The sequence below is a fragment of the Cronobacter muytjensii ATCC 51329 genome (genome assembly GCF_001277195.1).
In the GTDB taxonomy this organism is placed as follows: domain Bacteria; phylum Pseudomonadota; class Gammaproteobacteria; order Enterobacterales; family Enterobacteriaceae; genus Cronobacter; species Cronobacter muytjensii.
In genome coordinates, this window is sequence record NZ_CP012268.1 from 1,005,582 (window position 1) to 1,023,581 (window position 18,000).

The 18,000-nt window shown below is 58.4% G+C and carries 14 protein-coding genes; 7 read left to right on the plus strand and 7 right to left on the minus strand.

Features of this window, described 5'->3' with window-relative positions; genetic code table 11:
- Positions 1-75 precede the first annotated feature (75 nt).
- Genes AFK63_RS04715 through AFK63_RS04725 form a run of 3 tightly spaced genes read right to left on the minus strand, consistent with a single transcriptional unit; the run spans position 76 to position 3,031 of the window.
- Positions 76-1,593: a tripartite tricarboxylate transporter permease gene (locus tag AFK63_RS04715; protein WP_038861651.1), complete on the minus strand. Its 1,518-nt coding sequence runs from the start codon at positions 1,591-1,593 to the stop codon at positions 76-78.
- A gap of 11 nt (positions 1,594-1,604) precedes the next feature.
- Positions 1,605-2,036, minus strand: a complete 432-nt coding sequence (locus tag AFK63_RS04720; RefSeq protein ID WP_038861654.1) for a tripartite tricarboxylate transporter TctB family protein — start codon at positions 2,034-2,036, stop codon at positions 1,605-1,607.
- 14 nt (positions 2,037-2,050) lie between these two features.
- The gene (locus AFK63_RS04725; RefSeq protein ID WP_038861656.1) at positions 2,051-3,031 is read right to left on the minus strand and encodes a Bug family tripartite tricarboxylate transporter substrate binding protein; all 981 of its coding nucleotides are present in this window, start codon (positions 3,029-3,031) and stop codon (positions 2,051-2,053) included.
- A 133-nt stretch (positions 3,032-3,164) separates the two neighbouring features.
- Between AFK63_RS04725 and tctD the strand changes: the two genes are divergently transcribed.
- The 6 genes from tctD to glpQ all read left to right on the plus strand — a co-directional run bounded on the left by tctD (position 3,165) and on the right by glpQ (position 9,985).
- Complete coding sequence (gene tctD / locus AFK63_RS04730) at positions 3,165-3,845, plus strand: transcriptional regulator TctD (protein WP_038861662.1); 681 nt, start codon at positions 3,165-3,167, stop codon at positions 3,843-3,845.
- The gene (locus AFK63_RS04735; protein WP_038861668.1) at positions 3,826-5,262 is read left to right on the plus strand and encodes a sensor histidine kinase; all 1,437 of its coding nucleotides are present in this window, start codon (positions 3,826-3,828) and stop codon (positions 5,260-5,262) included. Before tctD ends, AFK63_RS04735 begins: the two co-directional genes overlap by 20 nt.
- A 142-nt stretch (positions 5,263-5,404) precedes the next feature.
- Entirely contained in the window at positions 5,405-5,947 is a 543-nt protein-coding gene (locus tag AFK63_RS04740) for a YfaZ family outer membrane protein (RefSeq protein WP_038861671.1), read from the plus strand.
- A gap of 92 nt (positions 5,948-6,039) precedes the next feature.
- Positions 6,040-7,236: a nicotinamide mononucleotide deamidase-related protein YfaY gene (locus tag AFK63_RS04745; protein WP_038861673.1), complete on the plus strand. Its 1,197-nt coding sequence runs from the start codon at positions 6,040-6,042 to the stop codon at positions 7,234-7,236.
- A gap of 331 nt (positions 7,237-7,567) precedes the next feature.
- Positions 7,568-8,920, plus strand: a complete 1,353-nt coding sequence (glpT, locus tag AFK63_RS04750; RefSeq protein WP_038861675.1) for a glycerol-3-phosphate transporter — start codon at positions 7,568-7,570, stop codon at positions 8,918-8,920.
- A 9-nt stretch (positions 8,921-8,929) separates the two neighbouring features.
- Entirely contained in the window at positions 8,930-9,985 is a 1,056-nt protein-coding gene (glpQ, locus tag AFK63_RS04755) for a glycerophosphodiester phosphodiesterase (RefSeq protein WP_038861678.1), read from the plus strand.
- Between the two features lie 137 nt (positions 9,986-10,122).
- On the opposite strand, the gene yfaE is transcribed toward glpQ, so the two are convergent.
- The 4 genes from yfaE to ubiG form a co-directional block, all read right to left on the minus strand.
- A complete protein-coding gene (yfaE, locus tag AFK63_RS04760; RefSeq protein ID WP_007716129.1) occupies positions 10,123-10,377 on the minus strand; it encodes a class I ribonucleotide reductase maintenance protein YfaE in 255 nt (84 codons plus the stop codon).
- 1 nt (position 10,378) lies between these two features.
- Complete coding sequence (gene nrdB, locus AFK63_RS04765; RefSeq protein ID WP_038861682.1) at positions 10,379-11,509, minus strand: class Ia ribonucleoside-diphosphate reductase subunit beta; 1,131 nt, start codon at positions 11,507-11,509, stop codon at positions 10,379-10,381.
- A gap of 158 nt (positions 11,510-11,667) precedes the next feature.
- Positions 11,668-13,953, minus strand: a complete 2,286-nt coding sequence (gene nrdA / locus AFK63_RS04770; RefSeq protein WP_038861690.1) for a class 1a ribonucleoside-diphosphate reductase subunit alpha — start codon at positions 13,951-13,953, stop codon at positions 11,668-11,670.
- 340 nt (positions 13,954-14,293) lie between these two features.
- On the minus strand, positions 14,294-15,025 hold the full coding sequence (gene ubiG / locus AFK63_RS04775) for a bifunctional 2-polyprenyl-6-hydroxyphenol methylase/3-demethylubiquinol 3-O-methyltransferase UbiG (RefSeq protein ID WP_038861692.1): 732 nt from the start codon (positions 15,023-15,025) through the stop codon (positions 14,294-14,296).
- Positions 15,026-15,184: 159 nt separating this feature from the next.
- On the opposite strand from ubiG, the gene gyrA reads away from it, so the two are divergent.
- Positions 15,185-17,821, plus strand: a complete 2,637-nt coding sequence (gyrA, locus tag AFK63_RS04780) for a DNA topoisomerase (ATP-hydrolyzing) subunit A (protein WP_038861698.1) — start codon at positions 15,185-15,187, stop codon at positions 17,819-17,821.
- Positions 17,822-18,000: the final 179 nt, after the last annotated feature.

Sequence of the window (18,000 nt, forward strand, 5' to 3'; positions counted from 1 at the left end):
TATCAGGCAGATGCGGCAAAAATACAATCTCTGCCATCGCGGGCGGCGGTAGGTTGCCGCCCGCGAGGTATTACATCAGGAGGGAAGATCGGTCTGTGTTTTTAGCTGGCGTCTGCGCAGTCGCTTCACGACCGGCGGGACGGCAATTACCAGTATCGCCATCATCAGCAGGGTTTTGGTCACGCCGCTCTGCCAGAGGATCCCCAGCTCGCCGTTGCTTATCGAGAGCGCGCGTCGCAGGTTCTGCTCCAGCATCTCGCCCAGCACGAAGCCCAGAATGAGCGGCGACATCGGGAAGTGCATTTTGCGCAGAATATAGCCCAGCACGCCGAGGGCCACCATCAGCAGCAGATCGAAGGTGGTGCTGTGCACCGCGTACACGCCTACCGCCGAGACCGCCGCAATGGCGGGCACCAGGAACCACAGCGGAATCGTCAGCATGCGGGTGAACAGGCCGATCAGCGGGATGTTCATGATAAGCAGCATGACGTTTGCGATAAGCAGCGCGGCGATAAGCCCCCAGACGATATCCGGCTGTTCGGTAAACATCGCCGGCCCCGGCGTGATGTTATAGAGCGTCAGCGCGCCCATCATCACCGCCGTGGTGCCGGAGCCCGGCACGCCCAGCGTCAGCATCGGGATAAACGAGCCGCAGGCCGAGGCGTTGTTCGCCGCCTCCGGCGCCGCCACGCCGCGAATATCGCCCTTACCAAATGAACCGTCTTTATCGCCGAGTTTTTTCTCGGTCATATAAGTGATGGCGCTCGCGATCGTCGCGCCTGCGCCGGGCAGAATGCCGACAAAAAAGCCGATCACGGACGAGCGCAGCGTCGCGCCGGTACAGGCGGCGGCCTCTTTGGCGTTAAACAGCATACGCCCGGTTTTACGTACCAGCGTCTGGCCGCTGCTGGTGCTCTCCAGCATCAGCAGGATCTCGGACACCGAGAACAGGCCAATCACCACCACGATAAACTGCACGCCGTCCGAGAGATGCACGCTGTCAAAGGTGAAGCGGTAGACGCCGGTATTGGCGTCAACGCCCACCGTCGCAAGACCGAGACCAATCAGCGCCGCCAGGAACGATTTCAGTGGGTTTTGCGCCATCATGCTGCCGAGACAGGCGATAGCGAACACCATCAGCGCGAAATATTCCGCCGGGCCGAACGCCAGCGACCACTCGGCGAGCACCGGCGCGAACAGAATAATGCCGAAAATCGCGATGAAGGAGCCCACAAACGAGCTGACCGCGGAGATTGACAGCGCCACGCCGCCGCGTCCCTGCTGCGCCATCGGATAACCATCCAGCGCGGTCATGATCGCGGCGGCGTCCCCTGGCACGTTGAGCAGAATCGACGAGATACGCCCGCCATATTCACAGCCGATGTAAACGGTCGCGAGCAGGATCAGCGCCGACTCCGCCGGCAGATGAATGGCGAAAGCCAGCGGCAGCAAAATAGCGACGCCGTTAATCGGCCCGAGGCCCGGCAGCAGCCCGACAATGGTACCGACAAAGCAGCCGATAAGCGCGATCAGCAGATTGGTGGGCGTCAGCGCGACGGCGAAGCCCTGTGAAAGATAAAGCCAGGTATCCATAAAAGCCCCCGTTAATTAAGCCAGGCCCCGAGAGGCAGCGTCACGTCAAGCAGCCTGTCAAAAGCGAACCAGAGCGCGCCGCCCATCACCACGCCGGAGGCCAGTGCCGCCGGAAGCCGCGCGCCGAACAGCATGCCTATCACCGCCGTCAGCAGCGCGGTTGCGAGCGGAAAACCCAGCCACTCAAAGCCCCAGGCATACAGCAGCAGGATAATGACCATCGCCACCAGTCGTTGCAGCACGGCGTTATGCGGCCACTCCACCACATCGGGGCGGCGCAACAGCAGCAGCGCCGAACAGAGCAGCATCAGGGCGATAATGCCCACCGGAAACGGGCGCGGCCCGACCGGTTCATAGGCGTACTCGCTGTGGATCTGCCAGGCGACAAACAGCCCACCTACGCAAAGCAGCAGCCAGATCCCGGCAAAAATACGATCGCTCATCACAGCCTCCTTCGCTATTTCGCAAGGCCAAAGGCTTTGGCTTTTTCGCGATAGTCGTTGACCTGGTTTTTCACATATTCATCCAGCGCTTTGCCCGTCATGTTGAACTCAAACAGGCCGCGCAGGTCGCGCTGCTTTTTGAATTCTTCAGTTTGCTGGAGTTTTTCGAAGGCCTGCACCCACCACTGATAATCAGCGTCGCTGACTTTCGGGCCGACGTAGAAACCGCGAATAATGGGCCACACCAGGTCGTAGCCTTGCTCTTTGGCCGTCGGCACCTGGGCGAGCTGGCCCGGCAGACGTTCATTGGCGAAGACTGCCAGCACGCGCAGTTTATTGCCGGTAAGGTAGGGCACCATTTCGCTCAGATCGCCCGACACCGCCTGTACGTGGTGCCCCATCAGCGCGGTCACCGGCTCGCCGCCGCCTTCAAACGCCACGTAGCGCATTTTGTGCGGATCCACGCCTGCCTTCTGGGCCAGCAGCGCGGTTTTCATCCAGTCCTGGCTGCCGATGGACGCGCCCGCGCCAAACACGACGCTGTTGGGATCTTTCTCCAGCGCTTTCATCAGGTCGCCGAGCGTTTTCCAGGGCGAGTCGGCGCGCACCGCAATCATCCCGTAGTCGGTGCCGACGCTTGCGAGCCAGCGTACGTCGTCAACGTTGTAACGGCCAAATTTGCCCTGCGAAAGGTTCAGCAGCGAGCCGCCGGAGAAGGCCACCACCGTGCCCGGCTCACCGGGGCGCTGGGCGACGATAGCGTTATAAGCTACCGCACCGACGCCGCCGGGCATGTAAGTGACGCGCATCGGTTTTTCCAGCGCGCCGGTCTCCTGCAGGCTCACCTGAATGAGTTTGCAGGTTAAATCAAACCCGCCGCCGGGCTTCGCGGGCGCGATACATTCCGGGCGCGACGGGGCTTCTGCGGCGTGCGCAGGGGCAAAGGTGAAAGCCAGAGACGTTGCTAACAGGGTAGAGAGAAGCGATGTTTTCATTTTCATCCTCATGCATGACTGCCGTGATGTTTCTGATTATGTGAACTGCTTTGTAGCGTGTCGGTTGCATGATTGTTAAAACTAAAGCCTTTCAGTTTCCTTTCATCGCGACAGAAACTTTACTGGATGTGACATGCGTCTCTTACTTGCCGAAGATAACCGTGAGCTGGCTCACTGGCTGGAGAAAGCGCTGACGAATACCGGCTTTGCCGTGGATTGCGTTGGCGACGGGCTGGCGGCGGACCATCTGCTGCAAAATGAAAATTACGCCGTGGCGGTGCTGGATATCGAAATGCCGCGTCTGAGCGGGCTGGAGGTGCTGGCCCGCCTGCGCCGCCGCGGCCAGGCGGTGCCGGTGCTGCTGCTCACCGCCCACGCAAGCGTGGCCGACCGGGTAAAAGGGCTTAACGAAGGCGCGGACGACTATTTGCCGAAGCCCTTTGATCTGAGCGAACTGGAGGCGCGGTTGCGCGCGCTGGTGCGACGCAGCGAAGGACAGGTGCAGGAGGCGCAGCGCTTAGGCGAGCTGATATTCCACGACGCGGGCTATTTTGAGTTACAGGGCAAGCCGCTGGCGCTGACGCCGCGCGAGCATGCGCTGCTCACCGTGCTGATGTTCCGTCGCCGTCGTCCGGTGTCGCGCCAGCAACTCTTCGAACAGGTGTTCAGCCTGAGCGACGACGTCAGCCCTGAGAGTATTGAGATTTATATTCACCGGCTGCGCAAAAAGCTGCTGGCGAGCAACGTACAAATCACCACGCTGCGCGGGCTGGGCTATGTGCTGGAGTGCAGCGATGAGCTGGTTGCGCCCTGAATCGCTGCTCGGCAAGCTGCTGCTGTTTCTCGGCCTGCCGCTTCTGTTGCTGTGGGCGTTTTCCGCGTTAAACAGTTATGTCAGCGCGCTGAACGCCGCGACCCAGGCGTATGATCGCACGCTGTTAGCCTCGGCGCGTATCGTGGCCGAGCGGCTGAATGTGCATCACGGCGAACTGCAGGCGGATGTGCCCTGGGTGGTGCTCGACAGCGTCGAGCGCAACATGAACGACCGCCTCTATTACAAAGTGCAGGACACCCACGGGCGGGTTATCTCCGGCTATGACGATCTCCCGGCGATGCCGCGCGGCGTGGCGCGCACCGATCTCTACCCGGCGCTGGCGTGGTTTTATCACGCCACCTATCAGGGTCAGCGACTTCGCGTGGCGCGGCTGTTACAGCCGGTTAACGAGGGCGGCATCAACGGCATGGCGGAGATTTACGTCGCCGAGACGTTGCAGTCGCGTCACCTGCTGGCGCGCCAGTTGCTTATCTCATCCGCGCTCTCTCAGGGCGGGCTGGTGCTGTTGACGCTGTTGCTTGCTGGCCTGCTGCTGCGCCGGGTATTAAAGCCGATGCGCAAGCTGTCGCGCCTGATGGTCAGACGCTCGCCCGGCGAACTGACCCCACTGCCGGATCTGCTGCCGTGGTCGGAAACGCGGCTGCTGATTATCGCCTTTAACCGTTATATCAGCCGCCTGCGCGCGCTGATTGCGCGTCAGGAGCGCTTCAGCGCTGATGCCTCTCATCAGTTAAAAACGCCGCTTGCCGTGCTGAAAACCCAGGCCGCGGTAGCGCTGGCAAGCGACGATCCGGCCCAGTGGCGGGAGAGCTTACAGGCCATGAGCGCGACGCTCGATCAGACCGTTGACCTGACCGAACGCCTGTTGCAACTGGCGACGCTGCGCCGCCCAGAGCCCGGCGAGACGCGCGCGCACTGTGAAGTCGATCTGGTGGCGACCGCGCGTGAAAGCTGCTTCTCGCGTCTGCCGCAGGCGCGCAGCAAACCGGTAGATCTGGGGTACGAAGGCGAAGAGGGGCCGGTATATGTGCTGGCGGAGCCGCTGTTGCTGGCGGAGCTGTGCGCCAATCTGCTCGATAACGCGCTGAAATATACGCCAGCGGACGGCGTGGTGACGGTACGCGTGCGCGTCGCGGCAGGTGAGGCGATGCTTGAAGTGGAAGACAGCGGGCCCGGTATCGACGCGACCCAGCGCGATCAGGCGTTGACGCCGTTTCGCCGTCTCGATAACGCTGGCATGCATCCCGGCGCCGGGCTTGGGCTGGCGCTGGTGAATGATATCGCTCGCTGGCACCGTACCCGCGCGGAACTGCTCAACGGCGACAGGCTCGGCGGATTGCTGGTCCGCGTGCGGTTGCCGCTTCATCGCGCGCCGCCCGGCCAAAGCGGCGTTTAATGCTTTTCGGCATAGATGTTTTCTCTTTTTTACCCTCTCATTGCGGCGCGCGGGCCGCGCCACGTTGATTGCAGACCGGATACAGGTACAATGCCGCGTTGCGTTTACAGGGTCCTTTTTTCTTTTTTTTGAGATACATGGAATGAAAAACATATTTCGTTTAGCGATGGCCAGCCTGCTGCTGGCCGCCACGCAGGCCAGCGCTATTAGCGTTAACGGCTCGGTGGGCGAGCATTACACCAACATGGGCGCAGGTTTCGGCACCGAAAGCAGCGGCCTGCAACTGACCGGCAACTGGGCGCATAACGACGATCACGGCGATATCGTCGGCGTCGGCCTGGGCTTCAACATGCCGCTGGGGCCGTTTATGGTCACGCCGGGCGTCAAGGCGATTTACCTGAACCCGAACGAAGGGGATGAAGGCTACGCGGCGGCTGTCGGCGGCGGCGTGCGCTGGGATATCGGGCAGCGTTTCTCCCTGTTTGGCGACTACTACTACTCGCCGGATTCGCTCTCCAGCGGCGTGAATGATTACCAGGAAGCGAGCGCGGGCGCGCGTTTCTCTCTGTTCCGTCCTCTCAGCATTGAAGCCGGTTACCGCTATATCAACATGACCGGTAAAGATGGCGATCGCGACAGCAAAGTGGCTGACGGCCCGTACCTCGGCGTGAGCGCAGGCTTCTGATTTTCCGGGCGCGGCCACCGCTGCGCCTGTTTTTTTCCTCCTTCCTTTCTCTGCGCGCTATAGTAAAGCCTTCCCTTCATGCGGAGAAAATAATGCTACAGACAGAAATGCTCTCGACCGGCGACGAAGTGCTGCATGGTCAGATTGTCGATACGAACGCCGCCTGGCTGGCCTCGCTGTTTTTTGATCAGGGATTGCCGTTAACCCGGCGCAATACCGTGGGCGACAGCCTGGAATCGCTGGTGGCGGCGCTGACCGAGCGCAGCCAACACGCCGATATCCTCATTGTTAACGGTGGCCTGGGGCCGACCAGCGACGATCTGAGCGCCGAAGCGGCGGCGCGTGCGTTGGGCGTGGAGCTTGAACTGCACGAAGGCTGGCTGGCGACAATGGAGCGGTTTTTCACGGAGCGCGGTCGGGCGATGGCGCCGAGCAACCGCAAACAGGCGCTGCTGCCGGCGGGCAGCGAAATGATAGACAACCCGGTCGGCACCGCCTGCGGGTTCGCCATTAAACTCAACCGCTGTCTGATTTTCTTCACCCCCGGCGTACCATCAGAATTTAAACGGATGGTGGAGCATGAGATCCTGCCACGCCTGCGTGCGCGCTTTACCTTCCCCGAGCCGCCGCTCTGTCTGCGTCTGACCACGTTCGGGCGCTCCGAAAGCGATCTCGCCGCACAGCTCGATACCCTGACGCTGCCGCCGGAGGTGGTGATGGGCTATCGCTCCTCAACGCCGATTATCGAGCTTAAGCTCACCGGGCCGGCTTCTCGCCGTGCTGAGATGGAGGCTATCTGGCCGACCGTGCGTGAAGTGGCGGGCGACAGCCTGATTTTTGAAGGGACAGAAACGCTGCCGATGCAGATTGCCCGCTGCCTGCGTGAACAGCAGCTCAGCATTACCCTGAGCGAGCAGTTCACCGCGGGCCTGCTGGCGCTGCAACTCAGTGAGGCCGACGCGCCGCTGCTGGCGAGCGAAGTGCTGCCCGCGCAGGTCGAGACGCTGGCGCAGACCGCGCACTGGAATGGAGATCGCCGCCGCCGCCATCTCGCGGATTTAGCGCTGAGTATCGCAAGCTTTGAAGACGATGAGCTCAATATTGCCCTGACCACGCCGCAGGGCACACAGGCCGTGCGCCTGCGCTTTAACGCCAGTCGCTATGCGCGGCGTATCCGCCAGGAGATTTGCGCGATGATGGCGCTGACGCTGGTGCGCCGCTGGTTGAACGGCAAAGACGTGACTGCAAGCCAGGGCTGGGTGCAGGTGGTCGAAACGCTAAACGTCTGACCCTACGGCGGGCGCGGGCGACAGCGCCGCGCGCCCGCGTACTTTTTGTCTTCTCTGCCTCTGGTTTCCGCTGCCTGACGGCCCCTGTCTGATTAACGCTTCTGCACCTGCCTGGTGCATATTTCTGCTATTTTGACCCTAAACGAAAGAAAACGCGCATAAACCGAAAAAGACAGCGTGTAAAAATGCGCCTTTGTGTTCGATTGTCATAAATCTGTAACAATTTGTGCGATGTTTCACAGCATAAATAATCCTTTTTACCTACTATCACGCTCGCTAAGGAAACATAAACAAAACGAATAGTTTGATACCTAATAAGCAGGAGACAGTGATGTTAAGTATTTTTAAACCCGCCCCGCATCGCGCAAGGCTGCCTGAGGGCGAGATAGATCCGCACTATCGTCGCCTGCGCTGGCAGATTTTTATGGGAATTTTCTTCGGCTATGCCGCTTACTATCTGGTGCGTAAAAACTTTGCGCTGGCGATGCCGTATCTGGTGGAGCAGGGCTTTTCGCGCGGCGATCTGGGATTTGCGCTGTCTGGCATTTCCATCGCTTACGGATTCTCGAAATTCATTATGGGTTCGGTCTCCGACCGCTCGAATCCGCGCGTCTTTCTGCCGGCAGGGCTGATCCTTGCGGCATCGGTGATGCTGTTTATGGGCTTCGTGCCGTGGGCGACCTCCAGCATCATGGTGATGTTTGTACTGCTGTTCCTGTGCGGCTGGTTCCAGGGCATGGGATGGCCCCCTTGCGGGCGCACCATGGTGCACTGGTGGTCGCAGAAAGAGCGCGGCGGTATTGTTTCGGTGTGGAACTGCGCCCATAACGTGGGCGGCGGCATTCCGCCGCTGCTGTTTCTGCTCGGCATGGCGTGGTTTAACGACTGGCACGCCGCGCTGTATATGCCCGCCTTCGGCGCAATTCTTGTGGCGGTTATCGCCTTTGCCCTGATGCGCGATACGCCGCAATCCTGCGGCCTGCCGCCGATCGAAGCGTATAAAAATGACTATCCGGATGACTATAACGAGAAGCACGAAGAAGAGCTGACCGCGAAGCAGATTTTCATGCAGTATGTGCTGCCCAATAAGCTGCTGTGGTACATCGCCATCGCCAACGTGTTTGTGTACCTGCTGCGCTACGGCATTCTCGACTGGTCGCCGACCTATTTAAAAGAGGTAAAGCATTTCGCGCTGGATAAATCCTCCTGGGCCTATTTCTTCTATGAATACGCGGGCATCCCCGGCACGCTGATTTGCGGCTGGATGTCGGACAAAGTGTTCCGCGGCAACCGCGGCGCGACCGGCGTGTTCTTTATGACCCTGGTGACCATCGCCACGATCGTTTACTGGCTCAACCCGCCGGGCAACCCGCATGTCGACATGGCGTGCATGATTATTATCGGCTTTCTGATTTACGGCCCGGTGATGCTGATTGGCCTGCATGCGCTGGAGCTGGCGCCGAAAAAGGCGGCGGGCACCGCGGCGGGCTTTACCGGGTTGTTCGGCTATCTTGGCGGTTCCGTCGCGGCGAGCGCCATCGTTGGTTACACCGTCGATTTCTTCGGCTGGGACGGCGGCTTTATGGTGATGATCGGCGGCAGCATTCTGGCGGTCTTGCTGTTGATTATCGTGATGGTGGGTGAGCATAAGCATCACCACGACATGCAGGCGAAACGCGGATAAGGAGCACCGATGACACTGAAAATGACGCTGGCGGCGCTGGCGATAGGCGTGATGTCGGCAGGCGCGCTGGCGGCGGATAAGCTGGTTATCGCCCATCGCGGCGCCAGCGGGTATCTGCCTGAGCATACGCTGCCCGCTAAAGCGATGGCCTACGCGCAGGGCGCCGATTATCTGGAACAGGATTTGGTGATGACCAAAGACGACCAGCTGGTGGTGCTTCACGATCACTATCTGGATCGCGTGACCGATGTCGCCGAGCGGTTCCCCGATCGCGCGCGCAAAGATGGCCGTTACTACGCCATCGACTTTACGCTTGCGGAGATTAAATCGCTCCGGTTTACCGAAGGCTTTGAGCTGGACAACGGCAAAAAAGTACAGACGTTCCCGGGCCGTTTCCCGATGGGTAAATCGGATTTCCGGGTGCATACTTTTGAAGAAGAGATCGAGTTTGTGCAGGGGCTGAACCACGCTACCGGCAAAAACATCGGCATCTACCCGGAGATCAAAGCGCCGTGGTTCCATCATCAGGAAGGGAAAGACATCGCTGCGAAGACCCTCGATACTCTGAAAAAATATGGCTACACCACGAAGCAGGATAAGGTTTACTTGCAATGTTTTGACGCCATTGAGCTTAAGCGTATTAAGAACGAGCTGGAGCCGAAGCTTAAGATGGATCTGAAGCTGGTGCAGCTTATCGCCTACAGCGACTGGAACGAAACCCAGCAGAAGCAGCCGGACGGCAAATGGGTAAACTACAGCTACGACTGGATGTTTAAGCCGGGCGCGATGAAGCAGATAGCCCAGTACGCCGACGGTATCGGGCCGGATTACCATATGCTGGTGGCGGAAGGCTCGACGAAAGAGAAGGTGACGCTGACCGCGATGGCAAAAGAGGCGCACGACAGCCATTTGCAGGTGCACCCGTATACGGTGCGCGCCGACCAGTTACCGGATTACGCCACGGACGTCAATCAGCTTTATGACGTGTTGTATCACAAGGCGGAGGTGGACGGGCTGTTTACCGATTTCCCGGATAAAGCGGTGCAATTTTTAAAAGCGAGGTGAGGTCAGAACGGGTAAGGGGCGGGCGATGCGTCACAGGCCCGTCCATCACGATGGAGGCGGCTTGCGCCTTACCCGGCCTGCATTATTGAAAACACCCGGTAATCCAGGCCGGCCAGGCGCTGCGCCACCTGATGCCACTACATTTCAATCTCGATATCGCCCTGCGGTTTACAGCAGCAGGGTAATATCTCGCCTTCCTGAATAAACGCCAGCGGTTTGGTCAGCCACTGCACCTGGCCTGCGACCAGCTTGCACCGACAGGAACCGCAATAGCCCTCGCGGCACTGGTATTCTACCGTCACCGCGTGTGACTCCAGCGCCACCAGCAGAGAAGGATGTTCGTCCGGGCACAACAGCTCGGTGCCCGTCACGCGAAGCGTAATACGACCCATATCAGAGCTGGAAGCTGCTCAGATCGTCGTGGTCGATTTCTGAATCGATCTGGCCGACCAGATAAGAGCTCACTTCCACTTCCTGCGGCGCCACCTGCACGTTATCAGACACAAGCCAGGTGTTGATCCACGGGATTGGGTTGGAGCGGGTCTTGAACGGCAGATCCAGGCCCACCGCCTGCATACGGATGTTGGTGATGTACTCGACGTACTGGCACAGAATGTCTTTGTTCAGACCGATCATCGAACCGCCCTGGAACAGGTATTCCGCCCACTCTTTCTCCTGCTGCGCGGCCAGCACGAACAGGTCATAGCACTCCTGTTTGCACTCTTCGGCGATCACAGCCATTTCCGGATCGTCCTCGCCGCTGCGCATCAGGTTCAGCATATGCTGAGTGCCGGTAAGGTGCAGCGCTTCGTCACGGGCGATAAGACGGATAATTTTGGCATTGCCTTCCATCAGCTCGCGCTCGGCGAAGGCGAAGGAGCAGGCGAAGCTGACGTAGAAGCGGATCGCTTCCAGCGCATTGACGCTCATCAGGCACAGGTAGAGCTTTTTCTTAAGCTCATGCAGATTCACGGTCACGGTTTTGCCGTTGACGCTGTGGGTTCCTTCGCCCAGCAGATGCCAGTAGCTGGTCATCTCGATCAGGTCGTCGTAGTAGTGCGAGATGCCTTCGGCGCGCTTTAAGATCTGCTCGTTAGTAACAATGTCGTCAAACACCACCGCCGGATCGTTGACGATATTGCGGATGATATGGGTGTAAGAGCGCGAGTGGATGGTCTCGGAAAACGCCCAGGTTTCCACCCAGGTTTCCAGCTCCGGGATGGAGATCAGCGGCAGCAGCGCCACGTTCGGGCTACGGCCCTGGATGGAGTCGAGCAGCGTCTGGTATTTCAGGTTGCTGATGAAAATGTGTTTTTCATGCTCTGGCAGCGCCTGGAAATCGATGCGGTCGCGGGAAACGTCCACTTCTTCAGGGCGCCAGAAAAACGACAGCTGTTTTTCGATAAGCTTTTCGAAAATTTCATATTTTTGCTGATCGTAACGCGCCACGTTGACCGGTTGGCCAAAGAACATGGGTTCAAGAAGCTGGTCGTTTTTCGTCTGTGAAAATGTGGTGTAGGCCATGACGTAAATCCTGTCTGCAAACAATATCGGTTGTTAACGGCGGGTGGCGCTTCGCTTCCCCGCCTTACAGATGACTGTTGCGATTATTTCCCAGGGCAGGCAGGCAATGCGCCTCCTGCCGCCTTAACAACAAGAGGGCGGGTTTCCCCGCCCTGCGTTTAAATCTTACATGCGCCGCTTTCGCAGCCGTCATCCTGAATGGATGGCGCCAGGTCATCCTGGGCGTCTTCCGCGCCGTCGCGAGTGTTCTGATAGTACAGCGTCTTCACGCCGAGCTTATACGCGGTCAGCAGGTCTTTGAGCAACTGCTGCATCGGCACTTTGCCTGACGGGAAGCGCGTCGGATCGTAGTTGGTGTTCGCAGAAATCGACTGGTCGATAAATTTCTGCATGATGCCCACCAGTTGCAGATAACCGTCGTTACCCGGCATTTCCCACAGCAGCTCATACTGATCTTTCAGCTGTTCGTAGTCCGGCACAACCTGACGCAGAATGCCGTCTTTCGACGCTTTAATGCTGATGTGGCCGCGCGGCGGCTCAATGCCGTTGGTGGCGTTGGAGATCTGCGACGAGGTCTCGGACGGCATCAGCGCGGACAGCGTGGAGTTACGCAGACCGTGCGTTTTAATGGATTCGCGCAGGCTTTCCCAGTCGTAGTGCAGCGGCTCGTTTGCAATCGCATCCAGGTCTTTCTTGTAGGTGTCGACAGGCAGGATGCCTTTGCTGTAGGTGGTTTCATTGAACCACGGGCACGCGCCTTGCTCTTTCGCCAGCTCGTTGGAGGCTTTCAGCAGGTAGTACTGAATGGCTTCAAACGTTTTGTGCGTCAGGTTGTTGGCGCTGCCGTCGGAGTAACGTACGCCGTGCTTCGCCAGGTAGTACGCGAAGTTAATCACGCCGATGCCGAGGGTACGACGGCCCATTGCGCCGCGCTTCGCCGCCGGGATCGGGTAATCCTGATAATCCAGCAGAGCGTCAAGCGCACGCACCGCGAGGATAGCCAGCTCTTCCAGCTCGTCCAGGTTCTCGATAGCGCCCAGGTTGAAGGCGGAGAGGGTGCAGAGCGCGATTTCGCCGTTTTCGTCGTTAACGTCTTCCAGCGGTTTGGTCGGCAGGGCTATCTCCAGGCACAGGTTGGACTGGCGCACCGGCGCGACGACCGGGTCGAACGGGCTGTGGGTGTTACAGTGATCCACGTTCTGGATGTAGATACGGCCAGTGGAAGCGCGCTCCTGCATCATCAGGGAGAACAGCTCAGACGCTTTAATGCGCTGTTTGCGGATGCTCTCGTCCTGCTCATATTTGGTGTACAGACGCTCGAATTCGTCCTGATCGGCGAAGAACGCATCGTACAGGCCGGGCACGTCAGACGGGCTGAAGAGGGTGATATCTTCGCCTTTCAGCAGACGCTGGTACATCAGCTTGTTGATCTGCACGCCGTAGTCCATGTGGCGCACGCGGTTCGCTTCGGTGCCGCGGTTGTTTTTCAGCACCAGCAGGCTTTCCACTTCCAGATGCCACATCGGGTAGAAGAGGGTCGCCGCGCCGCCGCGAACGCCGCCCTGGGAGCAGGATTTCACCGCGGTCTGGAAATGCTTATAGAACGGGATGCAGCCGGTGTGAAACGCTTCGCCGCCGCGAATGGGGCTTCCGAGCGCACGGATGCGGCCCGCGTTGATGCCGATACCGGCGCGCTGGGAAACGTATTTCACGATGGCGCTGGAGGTCGCGTTGATGGAATCCAGGCTATCGCCGCACTCGATCAGCACGCAGGAGCTGAACTGACGGGTCGGGGTACGCACGCCAGACATGATCGGCGTCGGCAGTGAAATTTTAAAGGTGGAGACCGCGTCGTAGAAGCGCTTCACATAATCCAGGCGGGTTTCGCGCGGATAGTTGGAGAACAGGCACGCCGCCACCAGGATGTAGAGGAACTGCGCGCTTTCGTAGATCTCGCCGGTCACGCGGTTCTGCACCAGGTATTTACCTTCGAGCTGCTTCACGGCGGCGTAGGAGAAGTTCATGTCACGCCAGTGGTCGATAAAGCCGTCCATCTGCGCAAACTCTTCTTCGCTGTAATCCTGCAGCAGGTGATGGTCATATTTGCCCAGCTCAACCATCTTCACCACGTGATCGTAAAGCTTCGGCGGCTCGAACTGGCCGTAGGCTTTTTTACGCAGGTGGAAAATCGCCAGGCGCGCGGCCAGGTACTGGTAATCCGGCGCGTCGCGGGAGATTAAGTCCGCCGCCGCCTTGATGATGGTCTCATGAATATCGGAGGTTTTGATGCCGTCGTAGAACTGAATGTGAGAACGCAGCTCTACCTGGGAGATGGAGACGTTATGCAGACCTTCCGCAGCCCAGTCCAGAACACGATGAATTTTATCCAGGTTAATGCGTTCCTGGCTGCCATCTCGTTTTGTTACCAGCAGACTCTGATTCATGGGTAATACCTGTCCGTGAAATCCGTGAAAATAGAAATATCCCCCGCTTATCCACAAGTGACTAACTTGTGGATAAATACTATATATAGGGGGTTTGAGATAAGTGAAACGCTATATGGTGAGTATTCTAGTTCGGATTCTTTTGAGAACAAGGCTTGATTTCGGTATTAATTTGCGTTTGCAAAATCCGGAAATTAAGTAAGTCCTCATTGCATAAGGGCTTGAGGGCTTGTCAAGGCGGCAGGAAAAAAAATGAAAATTTGATCGAACGCTGATTTCCTGGTCAGGAAAGAAATTGCGCAACAGAACGTTGCGCAATTTTTAATACCAAAAGCTTCTATCAGGCAGGGTTTTTAGCCTGTGTATGCAACATGTAGTTAACATCAACACCAGGCGCGAGCTTGAAGCGGTTGGTCAGCGGGTTGTAATGCAGGCCGATAATATGACGCTCTTCAAGCGGGGTTTCGTCGACCCATCCCAGCAGTTCGGAAGGGCGGATAAACTTTTTAGCGTCGTGCGTGCCTTTGGGCACCATGCGCAGCACATATTCCGCGCCGACCACCGCCATCAGCCAGGATTTGGCGTTGCGGTTGAGCGTGGAGAAAAAGACGTGGCCGCCGGGCTTCACAAGTTTTGCGCAGGCCTGCACCACCGAGCGCGGGTCCGGCACGTGCTCCAGCATCTCCATGCAGGTCACCACGTCATAAGCGCCAGGATGCTGCGCCGCGTGCTCTTCTACCGTGCGCTGGACATACTCCAGCTCCACGCCGCTTTCCAGCGCGTGCAGGCGCGCGACCGCGAGCGGCTCGGCGCCCATATCGAGCCCCGTAACGTTCGCTCCTTCGCGGGCCATGCTTTCAGAAAGAATGCCGCCACCGCAACCGACATCCAGCACCTTTTTCCCAAACAGCCCGCCGGCGCGTTCGGCGATATAGCCAAGACGCAGCGGGTTAATGCGATGCAGCGGTTTAAACTCCCCTTCAGTGTCCCACCAGCGCGAAGCGACAGCTTCAAATTTGGCGATTTCTTCTAAGTCTACGTTGTGCGCAACGGGCGGTTTTTCAGCATTCATGGACGCCTCTACTCCTTTCTTCGCAAGAGCGTCGAGTATAACAGGCGTCAGTGGGGAATAAAGCGGCCTGACGGGGCTATTCGGTTTACCGAATAGGGCGCGGCTGTGTTATAATTTGCGACCTTTGAATCCGGGACACAGTAGAGGGATAACGGTCAGATGAGCGACCTTGCCAGAGAAATTACACCGGTCAACATTGAGGAAGAGTTAAAGAACTCCTATCTGGATTACGCGATGTCGGTTATTGTCGGCCGCGCGCTTCCGGATGTCCGAGATGGCCTCAAACCGGTACACCGTCGCGTACTTTACGCCATGAACGTGTTGGGCAATGACTGGAATAAAGCCTACAAAAAATCCGCCCGTGTCGTTGGTGACGTAATCGGTAAATACCATCCCCACGGTGATTCCGCCGTCTACGATACCATTGTGCGTATGGCTCAGCCGTTCTCGCTGCGCTACACGCTGGTGGATGGTCAGGGCAACTTCGGTTCTATCGACGGCGACTCCGCCGCAGCGATGCGTTATACGGAAATCCGTCTGGCGAAGATCGCCCATGAACTGATGGCCGACCTCGATAAAGAAACCGTTGATTTTGTTGATAACTATGACGGCACGGAAAAAATCCCTGACGTCATGCCGACCAAAATCCCGAACCTGCTGGTAAACGGTGCTTCCGGTATCGCGGTCGGGATGGCGACGAACATTCCGCCGCATAACCTGACGGAAGTGATTAACGGCTGCCTCGCCTATATCGATGATGAAGACATCAGCATTGAAGGGCTGATGGAACACATCCCTGGCCCGGATTTCCCGACCGCCGCCATCATCAATGGCCGTCGCGGCATTGAAGAGGCGTATCGCACCGGTCGCGGCAAAATCTATATTCGCGCGCGCGCGGAAGTCGAAGTCGATCCGAAGAACGGCCGTGAAACCATCATCGTGCACGAAATTCCGTATCAGGTGAACAAAGCGCGCCTGATCGAGAAAATCGCCGAGCTGGTGAAAGAAAAACGCGTTGAAGGCATTAGCGCGCTGCGCGATGAGTCTGACAAAGACGGCATGCGTATCGTTATTGAAATTAAACGCGACGCCGTCGGCGAAGTGGTGCTCAATAACCTCTATTCCCAGACGCAGCTTCAGGTCTCTTTCGGCATCAACATGGTGGCGTTGCACCACGGTCAGCCGAAGATCATGCCGCTGAAAGATATCCTGGCGGCGTTTGTTCGCCACCGCCGTGAAGTGGTGACCCGTCGTACCATTTTTGAACTGCGCAAAGCCCGCGATCGCGCGCATATCTTAGAAGCGCTGGCGATTGCGCTTGCTAACATCGACCCAATCATTGAGCTGATTCGCCGCGCGCCAACGCCGGCGGAAGCGAAAGCGGGCCTGATCGCGCAGGCGTGGGATCTCGGCAACGTGAAAGCGATGCTGGAGGGCGCGGGCGATGACGCCGCGCGTCCGGAGTGGCTGGAGCCGGAATTTGGTATTCGCGACGGTAAATACTGGCTGACCGAGCAACAGGCTCAGGCGATCCTCGACCTGCGTCTGCAAAAGCTCACCGGCCTTGAGCATGAAAAACTGCTCGACGAGTATAAAGAGCTGCTGACCCAGATTGCCGAGCTGCTGCATATTCTCGGCAGCGCCGATCGCCTGATGGAAGTGATCCGCGAAGAGCTGGAGCTGATCCGCGATCAGTTCGGCGATGAGCGCCGCACCGAAATCACCGCGAACAGCGCCGATATCAACATTGAAGACCTGATCAACCAGGAAGATGTGGTGGTCACCCTGTCTCATCAGGGCTATGTGAAGTATCAGCCGCTGACGGATTACGAAGCGCAGCGCCGCGGCGGTAAAGGCAAATCCGCCGCGCGTATTAAAGAAGAAGACTTTATCGACCGCCTGCTGGTGGCCAACACCCACGACACGATCCTCTGCTTCTCGAGCCGCGGTCGTCTCTACTGGATGAAAGTCTATCAGCTCCCGGAAGCGAGCCGCGGCGCCCGTGGGCGTCCTATCGTTAACCTGCTGCCGCTGGAAGCGAATGAGCGTATCACCGCGATTCTGCCGGTACGCGAGTACGAAGAGGGCGTCAACGTCTTTATGGCGACCGCCAGCGGTACCGTGAAGAAAACGGCGCTGACCGAGTTCAGCCGTCCGCGTACCGCCGGGATCATCGCGGTGAACCTGAACGAAGGCGATGAGCTGATTGGCGTCGACCTGACCGCCGGTAAGGACGAAGTGATGCTGTTCTCCGCGCAGGGCAAAGTGGTGCGCTTTAAAGAAGACGCTGTGCGTCCGATGGGGCGTACCGCCACCGGCGTACGCGGTATTCGCCTCGGCGAAGGCGACAGCGTCGTGTCGCTTATCGTGCCGCGCGGCGAAGGCGCTATCCTGACCGCCACCCAGAACGGTTACGGCAAACGTACCGCAGTGGAAGAGTACCCCACCAAATCGCGCGCGACCAAAGGGGTTATCTCCATCAAAGTCACCGATCGCAACGGCCCGGTGGTTGGCGCGGTGCAGGTAGACGACGCGGATCAGATAATGATGATCACCGATGCCGGTACGCTTGTGCGTACGCGCGTATCGGAAATCAGCGTGGTGGGCCGTAACACCCAGGGCGTTATCCTCATCCGCACGGCGGAAGATGAAAACGTGGTAGGGCTGCAACGTGTCGCCGAGCCGGTGGATGACGAAGAGCTCGACTCCATCGACGGCAGCGTGGCGGAAGGCGACGATGAAATCGCGCCGGAAACCGACGCTGATGACGATGCGGCGGATGACGCTGACGAGTAATCGTCACGCGCTGTCGCAGACAACGCGTTGCCACACGAAAGGGCCGGTTTTACCGGCCCTTTCTTTTTTTCGGCGCGCAAGGCGCCAGGCTGCTCTGAATATCTCCGGATAATGTCGTTGCCGTTGCGGCACAAGGGTTTTGCGGCTACCTTAACGGCATTCCTTTTTGTGACCTCACG